The organism is Krasilnikovia sp. MM14-A1259 (assembly GCF_047159535.1).
Classification (GTDB): domain Bacteria; phylum Actinomycetota; class Actinomycetes; order Mycobacteriales; family Micromonosporaceae; genus Actinoplanes.
The window spans coordinates 4,991,261-5,009,689 of sequence record NZ_BAAGAJ010000002.1; the positions used below are offsets into that span (position 1 = coordinate 4,991,261).

At 70.5% G+C, this 18,429-nt stretch carries 20 protein-coding genes; 6 read left to right on the forward strand and 14 right to left on the reverse strand.

Going from position 1 to position 18,429, the window contains the following annotated elements; all coding sequences use genetic code 11:
* The first annotated feature begins 568 nt into the window (after nt 1-568).
* The gene (locus ACMCNK_RS22705; RefSeq protein WP_412738393.1) at nt 569-1,951 is read left to right on the forward strand and encodes an ATP-binding protein; all 1,383 of its coding nucleotides are present in this window, start codon (nt 569-571) and stop codon (nt 1,949-1,951) included.
* Here ACMCNK_RS22705 and ACMCNK_RS22710 read toward each other — a convergent pair.
* The 6 genes from ACMCNK_RS22710 to ACMCNK_RS22735 are packed head-to-tail and all read right to left on the reverse strand — an operon-like array spanning nt 1,924 to nt 7,520.
* The gene (locus ACMCNK_RS22710; RefSeq protein ID WP_412738394.1) at nt 1,924-2,601 is read right to left on the reverse strand and encodes a response regulator transcription factor; all 678 of its coding nucleotides are present in this window, start codon (nt 2,599-2,601) and stop codon (nt 1,924-1,926) included. The two genes, ACMCNK_RS22705 and ACMCNK_RS22710, sit on opposite strands and share 28 nt — an antisense overlap.
* 8 nt (nt 2,602-2,609) lie before the next feature.
* On the reverse strand, nt 2,610-3,476 hold the full coding sequence (locus ACMCNK_RS22715; RefSeq protein WP_412738395.1) for a decaprenyl-phosphate phosphoribosyltransferase: 867 nt from the start codon (nt 3,474-3,476) through the stop codon (nt 2,610-2,612).
* Between the two features lies 1 nt (nt 3,477).
* Complete coding sequence (locus ACMCNK_RS22720; protein WP_412738396.1) at nt 3,478-4,635, reverse strand: phosphodiester glycosidase family protein; 1,158 nt, start codon at nt 4,633-4,635, stop codon at nt 3,478-3,480.
* Nucleotides 4,632-5,321 (reverse strand): HAD-IB family hydrolase, encoded by a 690-nt coding sequence (locus ACMCNK_RS22725; RefSeq protein WP_412738397.1) that lies wholly within the window; start codon nt 5,319-5,321, stop codon nt 4,632-4,634. Before ACMCNK_RS22725 ends, ACMCNK_RS22720 begins: the two co-directional genes overlap by 4 nt.
* On the reverse strand, nt 5,318-6,115 hold the full coding sequence (locus ACMCNK_RS22730; protein WP_412738398.1) for an SDR family NAD(P)-dependent oxidoreductase: 798 nt from the start codon (nt 6,113-6,115) through the stop codon (nt 5,318-5,320). The genes ACMCNK_RS22725 and ACMCNK_RS22730 overlap by 4 nt, the downstream gene beginning before the upstream one ends.
* A complete protein-coding gene (locus ACMCNK_RS22735; protein WP_412738399.1) occupies nt 6,108-7,520 on the reverse strand; it encodes an FAD-binding oxidoreductase in 1,413 nt (470 codons plus the stop codon). The genes ACMCNK_RS22730 and ACMCNK_RS22735 overlap by 8 nt, the downstream gene beginning before the upstream one ends.
* Nucleotides 7,521-7,952: 432 nt before the next feature.
* Here ACMCNK_RS22735 and ACMCNK_RS22740 point away from each other — a divergent pair, with 432 nt between their 5' ends.
* Both ACMCNK_RS22740 and ACMCNK_RS22745 read left to right on the forward strand, forming a co-directional pair.
* Nucleotides 7,953-9,164, forward strand: a complete 1,212-nt coding sequence (locus ACMCNK_RS22740; RefSeq protein ID WP_412738400.1) for a YncE family protein — start codon at nt 7,953-7,955, stop codon at nt 9,162-9,164.
* A 43-nt stretch (nt 9,165-9,207) separates the two neighbouring features.
* Nucleotides 9,208-9,360 carry a hypothetical protein gene (locus tag ACMCNK_RS22745; protein WP_412738401.1) on the forward strand — a complete coding sequence of 51 codons (153 nt, stop codon included), beginning with the start codon at nt 9,208-9,210 and terminating at the stop codon, nt 9,358-9,360.
* Nucleotides 9,361-9,385: 25 nt separating this feature from the next.
* Here the strand turns inward: ACMCNK_RS22745 and ACMCNK_RS22750 are convergent, their stop codons facing one another.
* The 5 genes from ACMCNK_RS22750 to ACMCNK_RS22770 all read right to left on the reverse strand — a co-directional run bounded on the left by ACMCNK_RS22750 (nt 9,386) and on the right by ACMCNK_RS22770 (nt 14,243).
* Complete coding sequence (locus tag ACMCNK_RS22750) at nt 9,386-9,568, reverse strand: hypothetical protein (protein ID WP_412738402.1); 183 nt, start codon at nt 9,566-9,568, stop codon at nt 9,386-9,388.
* A 69-nt stretch (nt 9,569-9,637) separates the two neighbouring features.
* On the reverse strand, nt 9,638-10,624 hold the full coding sequence (locus ACMCNK_RS22755; RefSeq protein WP_412738403.1) for a transglycosylase SLT domain-containing protein: 987 nt from the start codon (nt 10,622-10,624) through the stop codon (nt 9,638-9,640).
* Between the two features lie 455 nt (nt 10,625-11,079).
* The gene (locus ACMCNK_RS22760) at nt 11,080-11,883 is read right to left on the reverse strand and encodes a hypothetical protein (RefSeq protein ID WP_412738404.1); all 804 of its coding nucleotides are present in this window, start codon (nt 11,881-11,883) and stop codon (nt 11,080-11,082) included.
* 753 nt (nt 11,884-12,636) lie between these two features.
* Nucleotides 12,637-12,876 (reverse strand): hypothetical protein, encoded by a 240-nt coding sequence (locus ACMCNK_RS22765; protein WP_412738405.1) that lies wholly within the window; start codon nt 12,874-12,876, stop codon nt 12,637-12,639.
* Between the two features lie 317 nt (nt 12,877-13,193).
* A complete protein-coding gene (locus tag ACMCNK_RS22770) occupies nt 13,194-14,243 on the reverse strand; it encodes a glycoside hydrolase family 26 protein (RefSeq protein WP_412738406.1) in 1,050 nt (349 codons plus the stop codon).
* 644 nt (nt 14,244-14,887) lie between these two features.
* On the opposite strand from ACMCNK_RS22770, the gene ACMCNK_RS22775 reads away from it, so the two are divergent.
* On the forward strand, nt 14,888-15,646 hold the full coding sequence (locus tag ACMCNK_RS22775) for a PilZ domain-containing protein (RefSeq protein ID WP_412738407.1): 759 nt from the start codon (nt 14,888-14,890) through the stop codon (nt 15,644-15,646).
* Between the two features lie 75 nt (nt 15,647-15,721).
* Here the strand turns inward: ACMCNK_RS22775 and ACMCNK_RS22780 are convergent, their stop codons facing one another.
* Both ACMCNK_RS22780 and ACMCNK_RS22785 read right to left on the reverse strand, forming a co-directional pair.
* A complete protein-coding gene (locus ACMCNK_RS22780; RefSeq protein WP_412740954.1) occupies nt 15,722-16,000 on the reverse strand; it encodes an STAS domain-containing protein in 279 nt (92 codons plus the stop codon).
* 229 nt (nt 16,001-16,229) lie between these two features.
* On the reverse strand, nt 16,230-16,550 hold the full coding sequence (locus ACMCNK_RS22785; RefSeq protein ID WP_412738408.1) for an ATP-binding protein: 321 nt from the start codon (nt 16,548-16,550) through the stop codon (nt 16,230-16,232).
* Nucleotides 16,551-16,738: 188 nt separating this feature from the next.
* Here ACMCNK_RS22785 and ACMCNK_RS22790 point away from each other — a divergent pair, with 188 nt between their 5' ends.
* The gene (locus ACMCNK_RS22790) at nt 16,739-16,948 is read left to right on the forward strand and encodes a hypothetical protein (protein ID WP_412738409.1); all 210 of its coding nucleotides are present in this window, start codon (nt 16,739-16,741) and stop codon (nt 16,946-16,948) included.
* A 213-nt stretch (nt 16,949-17,161) separates the two neighbouring features.
* On the forward strand, nt 17,162-17,407 hold the full coding sequence (locus ACMCNK_RS22795; protein WP_412738410.1) for a hypothetical protein: 246 nt from the start codon (nt 17,162-17,164) through the stop codon (nt 17,405-17,407).
* A gap of 101 nt (nt 17,408-17,508) precedes the next feature.
* Here the strand turns inward: ACMCNK_RS22795 and ACMCNK_RS22800 are convergent, their stop codons facing one another.
* The gene (locus ACMCNK_RS22800; RefSeq protein ID WP_412738411.1) at nt 17,509-18,381 is read right to left on the reverse strand and encodes an alkaline phosphatase family protein; all 873 of its coding nucleotides are present in this window, start codon (nt 18,379-18,381) and stop codon (nt 17,509-17,511) included.
* Nucleotides 18,382-18,429 lie beyond the last annotated feature (48 nt).

The window sequence follows — 18,429 nt, forward strand, 5'->3', positions numbered from 1 at the left end:
GTGGCCATCGCACGGTGCAAGTGCGACGGAAATGAAGTCGTCAGCGCTCCGACGATGGTTGCGCCGGACTACAGGCCTGAGAGTCGAGCAGCTTCTGAGGCGTGTCAGGCTCGAAGGCAGACGTCATGAGGGCCAACCCTCCAGCAAACGGCCTTAAAGGAAGCTGAAGACAGCCATTGAACCGCAGCCGAGTCCCTTTCCCGCGGCGGATCCGGGTCTGGTATAGGAGCAGGGTCGGATCTGCTCGGTGAGCTGGGCGAACACATCTCCGGGCTGGACGGCCTCGTTAATGACGAGACAAATAGCACGCCGTTTCACGTTTCGACTCCGATGCAATTCGGTTGCAGGGGATGTTGAGCGGATTTGTTCGCCGGGCCGAGGCGGTCGGTCGCAGGAGTTACCGCGTGCCGGGGTCAGCAAAATGCGTGGAGACGGCCGCCGAGGCGGCGATCGCAGCGCTGGCCGCGGTGTCGCCGTAGCCACGGTGCCGCACCCGGCAATGAGTGGGATCAGAGCCCGCTGAATGGGTTTCAGCTCACCGTAAGGTTCGGTGCCTACATTCCTGGGTATGAGCAGATTGCTGGGTGGCGTTCGGTTGCGTACCGCGATCGCCACGGCGCTCGTGGTGGGGGTGGCGGGACTGTTCGCCGCGTTCATCTTCGTCCGGGCGACCGCGTCGATCCTGAGCCACAACGTCGACAGCACCGCTCGCCAGCGGGCCGCCGAGGTTGTCGCCGGGCTGCGCGACGACGAGGCGTCGGACGCGATCGGGGCGATGACCGGGAGCACGACACTGGCGCAGGTGCTCGACGGCTCAGGGCAGGTGGTCGCCTCCTCTTATCCGGTGCGGTCCAAGCCACCGCTCGCGACCCGGGCCGTCGCCATCGGCCACAGCGCGAGTTCCACGCGTCCCTGGCCGGCGAGCGACGACTCCCCGTACCGGGTCTGGCAGGTCGGCGTGCAGACTCCGGCCGGGCCGCGCACGGTCGTGGTCGCGCAGTCGCTGCAGCCGGTGCAGGACAACACCAAGGCGCTCACCCGTACGCTCGCGGCCGGCATGCCGGCGCTGGCGCTGATCGTCGGGCTGGCGACCTTCGTGTTCGTGGGGCGGTCGTTGCGGCCGGTCGAGGCGATCCGTCAGCAGGTCGCCTCGATCACCGCGCATGACCTGCACGCCAGGGTGCCGCTGCCGCGCAGCCGGGACGAGGTGGCGGCGCTGGCCCGCACCATGAACGCCATGCTGGACCGGCTCGAGGCCGCGGCCATCGCGCAACGCCGGTTCGTCGCCGACGCCGGGCACGAGTTACGCAGCCCGCTGGCCACCGTACAGGTCGGCCTCGACTACCTGGCGGCGCGCGCGACCACCGAGACCGGGCAGGCGCAGATCGCCGTGTTGCAGGGCGAGGCGGAACGGCTCGGCACGCTGGTCGCCGACCTGTTGCTGCTGGCCCACTCGGACGAGCACGGGCTGGCCCCGCGGTCGGACGAGGTCGATCTGGACGACCTGGTGCTCGAGGAGCGGAAGCAGTTCGCCGCCCGGTTCCCAACGGTAGATCTTCGGCTCCGGGTGGCGCCGGTACGCGTGCTCGGAGACGCCGGCCGGCTGCGGCGGGCCGTGCGCAACCTGCTGGACAACGCGGCCCGGCACGCGCGGTCGACGGTCACCGTCTCGGTCTGGCAGGACGACTGCGCGCACCTGGTTGTGGCCGACGACGGCCGGGGCATCGACCCAGGCGACCGGCAGCGGGTCTTCGACCGGTTCGTGCGGCTCGACGATAGCCGGGCCCGGCACGATGGCGGATCCGGGCTCGGTCTGCCGATCACCCGGGAGATCGTGGACAACCACGGCGGCAGCGTCCGAATCGACGACGGCACCGGCGCCGGCGCCATCTTCCACGTCAGGCTGCCACTGCCGGAGGCGGATCATCCGCCGTTGGCCGCCAGCCGGTAGCCGGCGCCGCGGACGGTCTCGATCGCCGACCGGCCGAACGGCTGGTCGATCTTCTTCCGCAGGTACCGGATGTACACATCGACGATGTTGGTGTCGCCGTCGAAGGCCCAGTCCCAAACGCTGGCCATGATCGCGCTGCGGGACATCACCTCGCCGCGGTGCCTGATCAGAAACTCCAGCAGCGCGAACTCCCGGCTGGTCACCGAGATCTCCTGGCCGCCGCGGCTAACCCGCCGGGTCGCCGGATCGACGCTCAGGTCACCGGCGGTGAGCACGGCCGGGCGCTCCGGCCGGCCCCGGCGGACCACTGCCCGCAGCCTCGCTAGCAACACCACCAGCGAGAACGGCTTCGTGAGGTAGTCGTCGGCGCCCAGATCCAGGCCGTCCGCCAGGTCGTACTCGCCGTCCTTGGCGGTCAGCATGACAATCGGCGTCCACACGGCCCGGCCACGCAACTGCCGGCAGACCTCGTAACCGCTCAGCCCCGGCAGCATGATGTCGAGCACGATCACGTCGTACGGGTGCTCGGTCGCGGCCCACAGCCCGTCGGTGCCAGTTGCCGCGACATCGACCGCGAAACCCTCGCCCACCAGCGCGTCGCGCACCATCGTGGCCAGCGCCGCCTCGTCCTCCACCAGGAAGACACGCACGTTGTTTCCTATCCGAAGTAGATCGCCGCCGTGGCCATGGCTGCCCAGGTGAAACCGCTGACCAGCAGGAATCGGTCCGAGGCGAGCAGGTTCTCGGGTGCTTCGCCGTCGCCGCGGGCGACCAGCAGGCTGTAGCGCATTAGCCCGGCCAGCAGCGGCACGAGCGACAGGCCGAGCAGGGGCAGGGAGGCATCCCCGGAAAATTGAAAGGCCCAGCAGGCGTAGGCGATGATCGTCCCGGTCAGGGTCATGGTGAGCGTCTGCTGGAGCCAGGGCAGCGAGTACGCGGCGAGCACCGCCCGCCCGCTGCCGTCACGCCGCAGTTCGCTCAGCCGCTTGCCGGTCACCAGGAACAGCGAGCCGAGCAGCGCGGTGAGCAGAAACCAGCTCGACATCGGCACCCGCGCCGCGAACGCGCCCCCGATCGTGCGCAGCAGAAACCCGCCCGCGACCGCCAGGATGTCGACGACCGCGATCCGCTTGAGCCACCGACTGTATGCGACGGTGAGCGCGAGATAGACCGCCACGCAACCGAGTAGCGCCGTCCCGGCCAGCGGCGCGACCACCAGCGCCGCCGCCATCAACCCGATCCCGGCCAGCAACGCGGTACGCACCGACACGGCTCCGGCGGCAACGGGGCGGCGGGACTTGATCGGGTGCCGACGGTCGGCCTCAGCGTCGGCGGCGTCGTTGACGAAGTAGGTGCCGGCCGACGCAAGGACGAATGCGAACAGCGCCACGAAGCCGGCCGGCGCGACGAACGCACCGGCGGACATCGGCGCCGCGAACACCAGCGCGTTCTTGATCCACTGCCGCGGTCGGGCTGTCACCAGCAGTGGCGACGAGACCGGCGGGGCGAGGGTCGGCAGGACCATCTCACGTCGCCGTTACGTAGAAGAAGTCGCGCTGGTCGGGGTTCAGGTAGCGGTACGCAGAGCGCGGCATCCGGGGCAGCAGCTTGGTCGGGGCCGGCGAGTCGCCCCCGCTCGGCGGTTGCCACGAGGCGAAGCTGGCCATTCCGGAGTGGATGTCCAGTTGCATGCCGCGCACCATCCCGGCGTCGAGCATCGCCGCCGCCAGCGTGGCCAGGTTCATCTTGTCGCCGGCCACATAGAGCAGGTTTCCGTGCGCGTCGATCCCCACCCCGGATCGCCAGGTGTACTGGTACTGGTTGTGCGCCGAACCCCAGCGCCCGTCGGCGTTGGTGCTCAGCCCCACGACCGGCTTCCCGTGATCGACAACGAGGGCCAGATTTTGCCGTACGGCGATGACGCTCGCGTTCATCGTGACGTCCCGCCCCCAGTCGCCGACGGTGGCGGTGCCGTTCTTCCGGATCACCAGCGAGGCCTGACCGGCGGCCAGTGGCCGGGCGGTCTGCCCGCCGAGGTAGAACCCGCCGGTGATGTCCTGCATCTTCCAGCCGGAGTTGAAGGTAGCGACCAGCTTGCCGACGTCCCCGGCCGGTACCGAGGCGGTGCCCGGCCAGGCTGGCCCGCCCGGCTGTGCGGTTCCCGCGACCAAATGGATGGCGGTGCCGGCGGCGCGAATCCAGGCGACCCCGGCCACGATGCTCAGGTGGCTCGGATCGGGCCGCAGGAACCCGGTGTAGATCAGCGGGAGGCCCGCGGCGGTGGCGCGGCCGGGCGACCAGGTCGACTCGCCCGCCAGCGGGGCGACGCCGGACAGCCGCGGCAGGGCGGCGGGGCCGACGGTCCTCGCCGGGTCGGGTCTGATCACCGGCAGACTAGCCACGTCGGGCGCCCCGACGGTCGGCTTGTGCCGGGTGTACCACCAGTTCTCGATGGCATTGACGAGGCCGCTGCCGTGCTGCCGGCGGATCCAGTCGACGGTGCGCATCTGCCAGGTGGCGCTGCCGGGGGCGGCGAGGGCCCGCCCGTAGGAAATGGCCGGCGCAAGCAGGATCAGGGCGACGGCGAGCAGGACGAGACGGCGCAACCGGCGCTGCTGGGGGGTGCGGACCCGACGCGTCCGGCTGGCGGACGGCGACGGCCTCGTGCGAGCTGAGATGCTCATCGGTCGTCCCGGACTGTGATGTGGCGGTAGCGGGTGACCCGGACGGCGACGTCGGCGATCTCCAGCAGCGGGCGGTCGACGGCGCCGTTCGCGTACGCCCAGACCTGGCTCGCCGGCTGCTCCCCGAGATGCTCCAGGACCCGGCGTGCCTTCTCCGCTCCGCGACAGTTGGCGCCCTTGAGCGCGCCGGTCAGCCGCCCGTTGACCACGGTCATGTCGGTGCAGAGCACCTCGTCGGCGCCGAGCAGCCTTCCCAGGTGCCGAACATAGATTGCTGGGGAAGCAGAGGCGATGACGAGCCGGTGGCCGCTGTCGCGGTGCCAGAACCACAGCCGCATGGAGTCCGCGCGTAACGCCTCCCGCATCTGGCGGGCATAGTCACGGGCGACCCGATCGACGGCGGCGAGCTCACGTCCGCCGAGGAGTTGTTGCAGTACGAGCGCCTTGGCGGCGCTCCCCCGCCCGTGCCAGGGCAGGTCGCGGGTCGCCGCGACCGCGAGCGCACGGACGACCGCGGTGGTGCCGGCGACCCGGCGCAGGAACGGCAGCAGCGTACCGGCGCGGGTCAGCGTGCCGTCCAGATCCCAGACGGCCAGGAGACGCCCACGGCGTGGACCCGGTGCACCGGCGCTGGTTGACGGCAGGACCTGCGGCGGCGCGAGGACGGCCAGCGGCAGCACACTCACGAAGCGGCTCCTTTGCCCAGCGCCGTGTCTCCGCGGCGGGCCGCGTCGAGGCGGCGGTAGACCACGGCCGGTAGCAGGCGCAGCGCTGTCATCACAGGCCCGAGCACGGCGGGGGCGTAGGTGACGGCGGCCCGGCCGGTCAGGGCCCGGCCGACCCGCGCGGCGACGTTGCGGACGTCCGTGGCGAACGGCGGCTCGGGCAGGCCGGCGGTCATCCGGGTACGCACGTGGCCGGGCCGTACGACCAGGACGCGGGCGCCGCTGCCGCGCAGCGAGTCGCCGATGCGGCGGGCGTAGACGTCCAGGGCCGTTTTGGCGACGCCGTAGCTGAGCAGCCCGTCGCGGGTGCGCATGGCGGCGACCGAGGACAGGACCACCAGGGTGCCGTGGCCCTGGGCGCGCAGCCGGGTGGCGGTGGCGTGCACCGCGAGCATCGGCCCGAGCAGATTGGTGTGCATGGCCTGTTCGACCGCGCTCGTATCGGCCAGCGCGGCCTCGTCGGCAAGCACCCCGACGGCGAGCACCACAACGTCGAGGTCGCCGTGCCGGGCGGCGGCGACCGCGAGCAGGTCGACGGTCGCGGCGGCCGGGGCCAGCGCGTCGTAGTGCAGGGTCGTCACCTCCCGCCGGGTCCGGGTCAGCCGCTCGGCCGCCCGGGCGAGCGCCGCCTGGTCACGGCCGGCGAGGATCAGCGTGCCGGTCTCAGGTAGAAGCCGGTCGGCGATGGCCTGGCCGATCTCGGAGGTTCCGCCGAGCAGCAGCACGGTCTGCGGGCGGCCGAACCCGTCACGCATGGCTCGCCCCGATCCGGTCGGCCCCGCTCGGGTCCGCACCGCTCAGGTCGGCCGCGCTCAGGTCGGCCAGGCGCTGATCGGTCAGGCGCAGCCGCCGTGCCAGGTCGGAGACCAGTAGCTGGTCCGGGTCGAGCATGGAGCGCACGGCTCGCCACCGGGCCAGGCCCGGGTACATGGCGGCGACCAGGTCGGGGTGGGCGCGGCTGTCCTTGACCAGGTAGACCCGGCCACCCGCGGTGGCGATCCGCTCGTCGAGCCGGTCGAGCACCGGGCCGAGGGCGGGCTCGGCGGCGAAGTCCATCGCGAGGCTCCAGCCGGGTCCGGGGAACGACAGCGGCGCCGCGCTCGCCGCGCCGAAGACCTTCAGCACTGCCAGCGACGGTGAATGCCCGGCCTCGCGGGTGGCCCGGAGCGCCTCGGCGAGCACGTGCTCAGCGCCGAACGGGACGGTGAACTGGTGCTGGATCAGCCCCCGCCGGCCGTGTAGCCGCGGCCATCCCGGCAGGCTGTCCAGGGGGAAGTGCAGGTCGGAAAGCGGCCGCAGATGCCGCGGGCGCAGCGCCACGGCACTGCGGCGCGCCGCGTTGGCCGCAGCGGTCAGCGGCGGCCAGGCGATGCCTCTACCGGGCAATGTCGGGGTGGCGCGGGTCCGGGCTGCCCGGGTGGGGGTGAGCGCACCGAGGCGGGCCGTCCTCGCCCGGGTAATCACGCCAGCCCCGTACCGATCCACCCAGGCCACGGCGTGCTCGCTGCTCGCCGACGCCGCGTGCAGCCGGTCCAGGACCCGGTGCAGGCCCGGTTGCTCCTCATCGACGCTGGAGACCCACCAGGAGGTGAGCGGGATCAGCCGCAGCGTGGCCCGGCGGATGATCCCGGTCAGGCCGAGCCCGCCGACGGTGGCCCAGAACTCGTCGGCGTTGACCATGGGGCTCATCTCGATCGTCCCGCGTGCCGGGGTGAGCACCGTCATCGTGGCAACCTGGTTGCCGAACGTGCCGTGCCGCACATGGTTCTTGCCGTGTACGTCAGCCGCGATCGCCCCGCCGACGGTGACCCCAGCCGATCCCGGCACCACCGGCAGCGTCCACCCGCCCGGCGCGAGATGCCGCGCCAGGTCGCCGATGGTGACGCCAGCGCCGACCTCGATCGTGGCCGCGGCCGGGTCGAGGGCGCCGATGGTCGCATCGGCCGCGGTCGAGACGACCAGCCCGCCGGCGTTCTGGGCCGCGTCGCCGTACGAGCGACCGCCCCCGCGCGGAATCACCCCTCGCGGGCCGGCCGTCCGGAAGATCGCGGCCCAGTCGTCGTCCGCGTCCGGCCTGACCATCGTGGCCTGGCTCCGCGTCGCGCGGCCCCAGCCACCGATCAGCGTCTGTCGTTCTCGGGTCACCACGGAACTCACCATGCGACCGGTCACCTTAACGGAACCTGAAGCCTACGTTTCGCAGAGTTCTACCCCTTTCGTGCCTTTCAGTGCTCTCTCATGCCGGGTTGTCTAGCGTCTCTACATATGGAACGTCGCGATGCTCTGCGCACGGCCACCGCGCTGTCCCTCGGCGCGGTCGCCGGCTGTTCCTCTGTTGGCTCCCCGCCGTCTCCAGGCGTGCCGACCTCACGGGCCGCCGCCCGGCAAGCCGGCTACCCCACCTGCCTGTCGTACGACGTCGACCCCCGCGACTACACCGACCCGGGCCCGTCCGCGATCGTCTCGGTCACCCTCCGCCGTCCAACCCGGTTCGGTCGTGAGCCTGCACTGTGGCCATCGCGGAACCGTGGCGGCGATGGCCGGCCTGCGCGCCCGCGGCCTGCGCCCGGTCACCGTCTCGGAGTTGCTCGCATGACCGCGGCCCGCCGTACCGGATCGCAGGCCGCGGTCGCCGCCGCGCTGACCGTCCTGACCGCCTGCACGTCGGCCCCCGCCCCGGCCGACCCCCGCGACACCCGGCCCGCGACTTCACAGCCAGCCGCAGCACAACCCGCAGCCACTGCCGCGCCGGTACCGTCGGTGGCGGCCGTCCGCAACCTGCTGCCCGGGATGCCGCCGCCAGTCGATCCGGCCGACGTCTACGCCGCCGACCGCCCCGGACACTTCGCCCCCGCCGCGGCACACGCCCGGCCACTGGTCTACGTCCCGAACTACGGCAGCGACACCGTCTCCGTGATCGACCCCCGCACCTACCGAGTGATCCGCACCGTGCCGGCCGGACACGGCCCACAGCACGTGGTGCCCGCCTGGGATCTGCGCACACTGTGGGTCAACGACACGACCGGGAACACAATGATCCGGATCGACCCGGTCACCGGCGCATTCGGCAAACCGGTCCCGGTCGGCGACCCGTACAACCTCTACTTCACGCCCGACGGCCGGTACGCGATGGTGATGGCCGAGAGGCGCCGGGCGATCGTGTTCAGCGAACCACAGACCATGGCACCGACACACGTGCTACCCGTCGGCTGCGCCGGGGTCAACCACGCCGACTTCTCCGCCGACGGCCGGTACTTCATCGCCACATGCGAGTTCTCCGGCGAACTCATCAAGGTCGACACCGCCGCCCAGCGCATCGCCGGGCGACTGCACCTGCCCGGGCACGCCATGCCCCAGGACATCAAAGTCTCTCCGGACGGACAGACCTGGTACGTCGCCGACATGCAGACCAGCGGCCTCTGGGTGATCGACGGCGACCGGCTCGCGGTCCGCACCTTCATACCCACCGGCGACGGCGCCCACGGCCTCTACCCAAGCCGCGACTCCCACTACCTCTACATCGCCAACCGCGGCGCGGGCAGCGTCTCCGTCCTCGATTTCCACAGCCGACAGGTGGTGACAACCTGGCGGCTACCCGGCCACGCCAGCCCCGACATGGGCGGCGTCTCCGCCGACGGCCACGTCCTGTGGCTCTCCGGCCGCCACGACCACGAGGTGTACGCCATCGACACCACCACCGGCCACCTAATCGCCCGCATCCCGGTGGGCACCGAACCGCACGGCCTCTGCGTCTGGCCCCAACCGGGTCGCTACTCGCTGGGCCACACCGGCATCCTCCGCTGACCTTGCTGCCGGGCAACTCCGAGCGGACAACGACCAGCTCCGGATGCGGCGACAAGACGTCGACCTCGACGACCTGGTCTACACCGAACGCGAGCGCATGGCTCAGCTGCATCCGCAGTTGAACGTGCGGGCGACATTCAACCCCGTCCGCGCCGAGGGCTACTCGGATTCGCTACTTCGCTCATCCGCAATCTGACCGACAACTCGACCGGCACGCGAGGTCAACAATCAAGATCATCGTCGGTCGCCGCGACGGAGCCGCGGAGATCGTCATCGGCAACGACCGGACCGCCGATCGCGAACTGATCTTCGACCGTTTGGTCCGGCCCGACGGCAGCCGGTCCCACGCGGACGGTGGCAGCCGGCTCGGTCTCTCGATCGCTCGGGACATCGTCAACGCTCATGGGTCTGCGCGCGGTCCCCCCATGGTCGGTCCACCGGCGGCCTCGTGGCCGCGTGCCGTCCGGCTTGAATCAGCCGCCGAGCTCAGCGAGGGCCCGCTGAACCTTCGGCACGTATGCCTGGGTCTCTGCGAACGGCGGGATCCCGCCGTAGCGGTGCACCGCCCCGCCGCCGGCGTTGTACGCGGCGATGGCCAGCGGCAGCGAGTGGAACTCGCGAAGGTTGCGGGCCAGCAGCCGAGCACCGCCGTCGATGGCCTGCGCCGGATCGAAGGCATCGGTGACCCCGAGCCCCCGTGCGGTGCCCGGCATGAGCTGCATCAGCCCCTGCGCCCCGGCCCCGCTGACGGCCCGCGGGTTGTATCCGGACTCGACCTTGGCGACCGCGGCGAGCAGTTTGGGCGATACGCCGTACTTGCTACCGGCCTGGACGAACAGGTTGGCATACGGAACGCCGGCCAGCGCGGCCGACGACTGCAACGCGGCCGGCCGCGGGGTACCGATGGCATGGGCGGCGGCGTCGGCAAGGCCGTTGACGATCCGCCGGATGTGGGTCGGCGTCTCGTACACCTTTTCGATCTTGACGTGATCACCCGGCTTGGGTGCCGCGATCATCTTGTTGTTGCCGAGATAGATGCCGACGTGGTGGACCGGCGAGCCGAACGCGAGGATGTCGCCGGGCTGGGCGTCGGCCAGGCTCGCCACCGGCTGCCCGACGGTGGCCTGCTGGTCGGCCAGCCGCGGCAGATGGACGCCAAGGTCGGCATAGGCCCGCTGGACCAAACCCGAGCAGTCGAGCCCCCGGCTCGGATCGGTGCCGCCGAAGACGTACGGGACGCCCAGGTACTTCTTCGCCGCGGCCACCACGTCCGGGCCGGTGACGCCGCCGGAGGCCGAGCGCGCGGGCGCAGCTCCGGCGCCGCTCGCACCAGCCAGCGCCTGCGCGAACGAGCCGTCACCCGTGACCGCAGCCGGGCCGGTCGAGGGCGCCGACGCGATGCCCAGCTCGCTGCGTAGCTGCTGGATACGGGCAAGGACCCCGTCTACACCCATCGTCATGCTGTCCACTCCTTCGGCTTCGCCCTGGCGTTCCCCTGCGACGGGCGGCGAGCCCATACCTGAGGCTTCGGCTGGCGCCCGCTCGGGCTTAGCCCGGCAAACGCAAGTCGCTGTCATTCGCGGACGGGAGCCACTGATTCGCAGGTCAACCTCGCCAGACCAAGCCCGCGCAGGTTGCGACCCTGCGAGTCCGGGCTTGCCGGCAACTCCAGCCGTTTGCTGCCCGGCCGGGTGGGGTGTTTCCCTGCGCCGCGCAGCTGGTAGCGCCGGACCATGCAGGCACTACCAGGGTGCGTGGCGGGGACGCAGATGCGCGGCCGGGGGTCGCAAAGGTGCAGGTCGAAGGCTGGAAGCGCCGCTGTGTTCCTACCCTGGGGGCAGGTGAGTTTTCCAACCTCGGCCCGTGGTGGTTCGTCCGGTGGGGCGGTTGTCGGGGAAGGCGGGGTGCTGGTGGCTCAGTGGGGCCGGGCGGCGGGGTGCTGGCGTCGGATGGCGAGGATCGCGATGATGGCCGCGAGCAGGACGCCGGAGGCGGCGTAGCGGTCCAGGTTGAGGCCGCCTTTGGCGAGGGGTTTGTCGAGGAAGTCACCGACGACGGCGCCGAGCGGCCGGGTCAGCACGAAGGCCGCCCAGAACAGCAGGGTGTGCGACAGGCGTGTCCACCGGTACGCGGCGGCGATGCCGGCGAGCAGGACGGTGAACAGCAGCGCGCCGCCGGTGTACTCGAGGCCGATCGTGTCGGCGGTCCAGTCACCCAGTGCCGTGCCCAGCGTTTGGGAGAACAGGATGGTCAGCCAGTAGAACGCCTCGGTGCGTGGTGTCTGGACGCTGGTCACCGCGATCGTGCCGGTCGCCTTGTACCACAGGGCGAAGGAGGCGAGCAGGCAGACGATCAGCAGGGCGGTGCCGCCGGGGTAGCCGATGCCGAGGTCCCGGTCGACGTAGTCAGCGATCGTGGTGCCCAGTGTCGTCGTCGCGACGATCGTGAACCAGTAGGTCCACTGGTTGAACCGGGTCGCCCGGATCTGCAGGACCACCGCCGCGACGAAGACGACGGCGAAGATGACCGTGCTGGTCAGGTAGCCCAGGCCCATCGACATGGACAGCGAGTCGCCGCCGGTCTCGCCGAGCGTGGTGGCGAGGACCTTGATCACCCAGAAGCCCAGGGTGACCGCCGGCACCTTCGCGATGAAGTCGCGCAGCTGCTCGGTGGACTCGTTGGACTGAACCTGGTTGAACGATACGCCTGGCTGGGGCACGAGCGCGGACTCCGTTCTGAGAGGGCTTCCCGGTCGAGGACAAAAGCCAACAGGCAGTGCGCCTACACGGTGTAGGCCTTGCTGTGAGTGTGCGGTCACTGTTGGTTGCGGCCGGGTTGCCGTGCCGGTTGACGGCACGGCTTCCTGCCCCGCTACTACGGGCCGTAGGTGCTAGCGGGTTCACTTCGGCGGAGTCACTGTTCAAAAGCGCCAGGCGCAATGCCCTTTGTGGACCCCCGGCCCTCGCCGCGGAGAAGGCCGTTGCCACGACCCGCCGCCGGGCGTTCCGTGGGACGCGTTCACGATGATCGGGACCGGAGCCGCGTGAGCTAGAGGCCGCGCCCGGGCCAGTTCGACGAACTTGATCGTCGTCGCGGGGACTGCCGTCAGGCGGCCTGCGCCGGGCAGGACCGGGCCCGACCAGTCGTCGGCGGTACGGCGCCGGGGCCGTAAGGAGGGCCTGCACCGGTGCGCCGCCGCGCTGCCGTTGATTGCCGAGCGCGTCCGCCCGCCCGGAGCCCACGGTGGCGAGCGCCGCCCGGGCGGCCAGGCGCCGGTCACCCACGACGGCAGCGGGCGTCCTCGTCGGCCCACCGCTCGCTAGCCGAGTGCGGGACGAGCCGGAATCAGCAGAGGATTCACCGCCGCGGCAGCCACGGCGGTGTCAGACGGTGACAGCGGTGCTACCGGTGCATTTGCTCATGGGCGGCGCCGGCGTGGGCCGACCATCCCGTCTGCGACACCAGGTCGTGGCTACACACCGAGGGCCAGGCCGACGGCGAACATGCCCACGGCAGTACCGACCAGGATTCCCATACCCCAGGCGCGCGTGTCTGGCGAAAACGCGAAGGAATTGCCGACAAACAGCGCAAATAGAATGATGAAGACCTCAAGATAGGTGGAATACTGTGCCGCGTTGAGGTCGGCTGACCGTGTCTTCTCCGCACGAACGATGCTTGCCGCGATCAGCATATGGGGCATCGCGCCGACCATCGCTGATGGCCACCACCTATGCGTGTGCTCAGGCGTCGGCTGCGGAAGCGGCCGAGAGGATCCACGCAGAGGCATCCGCCACGATCCGATCATCCACCGGATCCGCCGAACGGGGTACCGCCGACAACGACGGCACCAGCGGCAACCAGCCGCCCACCCGTACTCACATCGCCAGCGTACGACCGGCGCCCGGCTGCCGCAGGGCGAAACGGGCGGCCGGGCGGCAGTCCCCCGAGCCGCGTATCACCCGGGTCAAAGAAGCCGCGAGCCGCCCGGCGTGGTGCCGGGCGGCTCGCGAGACAGGTGGTGATTCTGGGTCAGGCGATCTTCACGTTGAACAGTGGGTTGGCCGCCAGCTTCCGGAACGCAGCCAGGCTGGCCGGGGAGCTGTTGATGCTGATGTCGCGGTCGCCGAAGGCGTCCTTCTTGGTGTCGAAGTAGACGATGGCCTTGACCGCGGGCCGCTTGGCCAACTCCGGCAGCACGCTGTTGAACTGAGCGGACTTGTCAGTGACCTTGCCGACCCGGTGGTAGGCGCCCCACTCCGCCACCATGATGGGCTTGCCGGGGTGCTTGGTCGTGGCCCACTGGTACCACCCCAGGCCCTTGCCGCCCGTGGCCTTGCGGTCGAGCAGATCGTTGAACTTGCCGTAGTGGTAGTAACCCTTCTCGGCGGAGACATAGGAGTCCAGGCCGATCCAGTCCACGACGTCGTCGCCGGGGTACAGGTCCTTCCACCAGGACTGCGCCATCCACTTCTCGTTGCCCATGTAGGCGACGACGTTGATGGCGTTGGTGATGCCCTGGGCGTGCAGACGCTGGATGACGTGGCGGTAGGACGCGGCGAAGTCCTTGGCGGTCATCCCGGAACCAGCCGTCGGGATGACGTCGTCCTCGGGTTCGTGGTTGAGGACAAGGAAGAACTTCTGGTTCGGGTAGGTCGCCTTGATGTGGGCGGCGAACCTGTCGATCCGGCCGTCGAGCTTGCCGGCGGCGACATTGGCCCAGGTGGAGCCGTACTCGACGCGCCAGTTGAGCAGCAGCACCCGCGGGTTGTTCGGGTCGCGGGTCATCGCGATCTCGGCGGGGGTGGGGAACACCTCGTCGCCCTTGTGGTAGGTGTGGTAGATCGTAGAGGTCCGGCCCGACAGCTTCTCCCAGGTCTTCAGTTCCTGGTCGCGGGGCAGTGAGCTGAATCCGCCGGCGGCGGCGCCCCACAGCACGCCGCAGGACGGCACGAGCTTGTTGTCGGTGGTGCACTGCTTGGCCGGCTTCGGCTTCGGCGTGGCGGCGGGGGCGGCCTGTGCGGTGCCCGCGGTGCCGATGACGGCGGTGGTGCCGGCCAGCATCGCGCCGAGGATGGTCACGACCTTGTTCACCTTGCGGCCCAAAACGATGTCTCCCCCGAGTTGGTCCGGCCCATGTCAGCCGGTCACATGAAGGAGATTCGGGGTCGTGGGGTGTGCCTCCCGGTCCCCTTGGGGTGCCTGCGGGTTGCCGGTGGCGGGAAGCCTTCGATGTGGACGTCGGCGGCCGATCTCGTGGCCGGCGACTGTCCTCGACCCTGCCCGGCAGTGCTCCTACATCCGGTAGGTGCACGGATGTACGCCCGTGGCCGTTAGCTGCCGCCGTGCGGTAGATCGTCTGGATGGGGACGGGCCTGCCAGGTGCCGCGCCGGACACGGGCGGCGCGGCCTACTGCGGGGCAGCGGTCAGCCTGGCGGTGCAGGTGCAGGGGTGGCAGATCGTAGGCCCCGCAGGACACCGGCCAGTCTGCAAGCACAGGTCATGGAGGTGCTGCGGGCGGCGGACGAACCGATGACCGCCGCCGCGGTGCGGGAGGCACTCTCCGGCGACTGGGCACACAACACCGTGTAGACCCTCCTGGCCAGGGCATTGCTCACGACCGTGCGTTGAGGGATCAAGAAAGCCGGTCTAGAGGGTTTGGCTGACATGGTCATCGTGGCGTTGCTCCGCCGCGAGCGGTCCTGCCCCGCCCTACGCTGATCGGGTGGACAGCTGGGTGGAGCGCGTCGGTGCGACGGTCACCGTCAACGGCGTTTCCGCCCTTCTGGTCGCGGTGGATCCGGCGTCCGGCACCCTGGACCTTGAAATCAAAGATGACCTTGGGGTGGGTCCGTTCGGTGTGGTGCAGCTGATCCACACGCCGCCGGTGAGCCGGTGGTGGGCGGCGGTGCGGAAAGTCGGTGGCGGACGGGTCCAACTGGGCCGCCCGGCGCGGGATGAGACCGACCGGCGCCAGTACCCGCGGCGGGAGCTGGACCTTCCGGTGACGGTGTGGTGGCCCGACACCTCGGTGGAGAGCGTCGGTCGCACCCTGGACGTGTCGGTCGGTGGGTTCGCCGCGGTGCTCGACCACGCGCCGCCGGAGGGTGTCGAGGTGGCGGTGCGGATCGACGGCTCTTATCAGCCGCTGCTGGCCATCGCCCGGTGTATCAGCGTGCAGGACGGGCAGGCCCACTTCGCCTACACCGACATCGGCGCGCAGGAGTCGGAGCTGGCCCGGGCCCTGGTCCTCACTCGCCCCGCCCGCACCTGGGACGGCACCAGCACCGACGCGGTCATGTGGTCGAGCGCCGGCGCGCAGCCGGTCACCGCCGAGCCGACCCGGGTGGCCTGCGTGGTGTCCGGCGCCTGGCAGTTCCCGGCCCGCAAGGAACACGTGGTCCTGAAGATCAACGACGCGCTGGTGCGGGCGAGGGCGGTCTCGGTCGCCGGTGGGGTGTGCCGACTCGCCTGGCTCGACTGACTCGACCCCACCCAGCTGGTCCAAGATCGCGGCGGATGCGGGCCTGGCAATGGCCCGGTTAGAGCGGCACGCACGTCAGGTGGGGTCGGTGGTCAGGGCTGTGAGGACTCCGGCCACGGCGAGGACGCGTTGGACGTGGCCGTGGCCGTGGGCGTGGGTGATGGTGAACTCGCGGCCGCCGGCGGCGGCGGTGTTGCGGGCGGTGATCAGGGTGCTGATCACCGTGGAGTCGATGAAGGTCACCGCGGTGAGGTCGACGCGTACCGCGATGGTGCCGGGCCCGGTGAGCTGGTCGTGGAACAGCCTGGTCAGGGTGGCGGTGGCGGCGATGTCGAGTTCTCCGCTGAGGGCGATGGTGCTGGTGGCGGCATCGCGGTGCCACGCTGTGCTGCCAGGTCGGGTTCATGCGGGGGTGCTCCTGCCGTCGTGGCCGGCCGGTGGCGGCGGTCCGGGGTGTCGGCCGATGCTGACGGTGGTAGGGGCTGGCTGCCGTTTTGCGCGGCCGGTGCCGCGGGGGCCGCGATGTCGGGAGCGGTCAGGCCGACGGTGATCGTGACGGTCACGCCGTCGGGCCGTTCGGTGATCAGGAGGGTGTCGCTGAACTGACGGGCCATCCAGAGCCCGCGGCCGCCGGGTACACCGGGCGGGGGTGGGCTGCGGCGGACGGGATGCCGTCGGTGAATCCGCGGCCATGGTCGCTGACCTCGCACAACAGCGTGGTGTCGTGCTGGCGCAGCCTCAGCCGGCCGAAGCCGCCGCCGTGCTGGACGGCGTTGGTCGCCAGTTCCTGCACGGCGACGATGAAGTCTTCCAGTCGGTCGCCGCGCAGCCCGGCCCGGGCGGCCCCGGCGCGCACCGCGTGCCGCAGGCCAGCCAGCGCGGCAGCGGTGAAGTCGGATACCACGGTCGTGGCCGACCCCGCCCCCGCCCCGTCGGGGGCGGGGGGCGGGGGCGGGGTTCAGCGTGCTCATGACGGCACGGTATCCCCGCCCGAGGGCTGGAGAAAGATCGCCTCGTTCGGTCCGTAGGTTCGAGGCAACAGGTGTTGACAGCACGGGAATGCTGCTTCTGGCTTCTGCTCAACTCGTAGCAGTGCCTGCCGACCGATCTGCGGTGCACGTCGACTCCTATTCGCTGAAGACCTGGGTGTGGACGGGATTGGCCGCGCTGGTCAACGTCGCGCTGTTGCTGGACGTCGCCGGGGTGAGCTTCCGCGATGACCCCGCCGGTTCACCGCGCTGCGCGGGCGCCCTGCATGGGCGGGCGTCGCGGTCGACCGTCCATGCCTGGTGCCGGTCGTGACGCACCGCAACAGAGGCTAACCGAGGGTTGCGTGCGTGGGAGTGGCTGCCGCTGCGGTGGCTGAGGGTCAGGCCGCTGCGGCGACCCTATGAGCCCTGATGACCGTCGGCCTGTTCGCGCCGAGCAGCACCGGGCCGCCCCCGGCCGCCGCAGCGGCCTGACCAGCGGCACCACCGCCCCAGAGTCACCACAACCCCGGCTACAACGGACAGCATGCGCCCCCGACCAGCCGAGTCCTACCGTGTGGTGGTGCAGCCGGATCGGTATGACCCGGAGATTGCCGCCCTGCTGATCGTGGCGCGCGAGCAGCTCACGGTGTTCCGGGCGCAGCTCACCCACGCGGCGTCCCAGGGGGTGCCATGCCTGGCAATCGCCGGGGCACACGCCACATTGGATCAACTGGAAGCTGCGCTGGCTGAGGCCAGCCACCTGCTGCCCCTTGAAGTCGACCGCCGGTGAAGCGGTCTGGGTGAGCTGCGCCGTCGCCAGCTCCGAACCCCGCCCGCCTCGGTGCCGACGAAATGGCGCAGGGGCGGTGCGGATCCCGGAGGCGTGGCTGGTCACTGGACGCTGAACACACTCCGCATCGGGGCCCGCGCGGCGGAGGTGCCGGTGGGCGCCAGCCCGTACATCGCCTGCAACGTTCGCAGCAGGTGGTAGTGGTCGAGGCGGCCCGAGTACTGGCCGGGCGTGACCCGGGCGCCCGCGATGACCGTGGGGATGTGGTTGTGATCAGTCCGGTTGTCCTCATCAAAGGTGACGATGAACAGGCTGTTGTGCGTGGCGGCCCAGGAGATGTAGCCGGCGAACTGCTTCTTCAGCCACCGGTCTCCTACGTCCTTGGGGCAGTCGTGCATGTCGTGGCACAGGTCCGGGATGACGACGGAGACCGTTGGCAGCTTGTGGTAGTCGCTCGGGAACGCGGTGAACGGCTTGTGGACGCTGGACGGGACGTTGCTGAAGTTGACCCACGGCACATGCCGACGCACATAGCGGCCGGAGGCGCAGCCGCGCCAGCCCGTGCGGGGCAGGCCCTCCGAATAGCCGGCGAAGCTGTACCCGGCGTCCAGCAGTTGCCGGGCCAGGTTCGGCCTGCTGCCCAGGTCATGCGGGCAGCTGTTGTCCTTGACCCCCTGCGTCGAACCGGAGAACAGCGCCAGATAGTTCGGCTGACTCGGGTGGGTCTCGGCATAGAACCGGGTCATGTTCGCCCACCGGTGTGCCAGCGAGGTCACCCACGGGGCATTGGGATGGCCGATCACGTGGTCGTACCGCTTGTTCTCCAGCACCACGACCACCACATGATCGAACCGCGGCGGCGATGCCGCCCCCGCCGCGGCGGGGGCGGCGGAAGCCGCCGACGGCAGCGAGACGCCAAGAGCAACCAGCGCGAGCGCCACCCCCGCTGCCACACATTTCCGAATACGGCTCACAAATCCTCCATAAGGCGTGCAGAACGTACGCCTTATCTCCTACCTGAA

Excerpts from the sequence above, each read along its gene's own strand:
- ACMCNK_RS22745 (WP_412738401.1), top strand. The coding sequence starts at position 9,208 with ATGCGGCGACAAGACGTCGACCTCGACGACCTGGTCTACACCGAACGC.
- ACMCNK_RS22705 (WP_412738393.1), top strand. The coding sequence starts at position 569 with ATGAGCAGATTGCTGGGTGGCGTTCGGTTGCGTACCGCGATCGCCACG.
- ACMCNK_RS22715 (WP_412738395.1), bottom strand. The coding sequence starts at position 3,476 with ATGGTCCTGCCGACCCTCGCCCCGCCGGTCTCGTCGCCACTGCTGGTG.
- ACMCNK_RS22755 (WP_412738403.1), bottom strand. The coding sequence starts at position 10,624 with ATGACGATGGGTGTAGACGGGGTCCTTGCCCGTATCCAGCAGCTACGC.
- ACMCNK_RS22795 (WP_412738410.1), top strand. The coding sequence starts at position 17,162 with ATGCGCCCCCGACCAGCCGAGTCCTACCGTGTGGTGGTGCAGCCGGAT.
- ACMCNK_RS22720 (WP_412738396.1), bottom strand. The coding sequence starts at position 4,635 with ATGAGCATCTCAGCTCGCACGAGGCCGTCGCCGTCCGCCAGCCGGACG.
- ACMCNK_RS22740 (WP_412738400.1), top strand. The coding sequence starts at position 7,953 with ATGACCGCGGCCCGCCGTACCGGATCGCAGGCCGCGGTCGCCGCCGCG.
- ACMCNK_RS22730 (WP_412738398.1), bottom strand. The coding sequence starts at position 6,115 with ATGCGTGACGGGTTCGGCCGCCCGCAGACCGTGCTGCTGCTCGGCGGA.
- ACMCNK_RS22765 (WP_412738405.1), bottom strand. The coding sequence starts at position 12,876 with ATGGTCGGCGCGATGCCCCATATGCTGATCGCGGCAAGCATCGTTCGT.
- ACMCNK_RS22735 (WP_412738399.1), bottom strand. The coding sequence starts at position 7,520 with ATGGTGAGTTCCGTGGTGACCCGAGAACGACAGACGCTGATCGGTGGC.
- ACMCNK_RS22750 (WP_412738402.1), bottom strand. The coding sequence starts at position 9,568 with ATGAGCGTTGACGATGTCCCGAGCGATCGAGAGACCGAGCCGGCTGCC.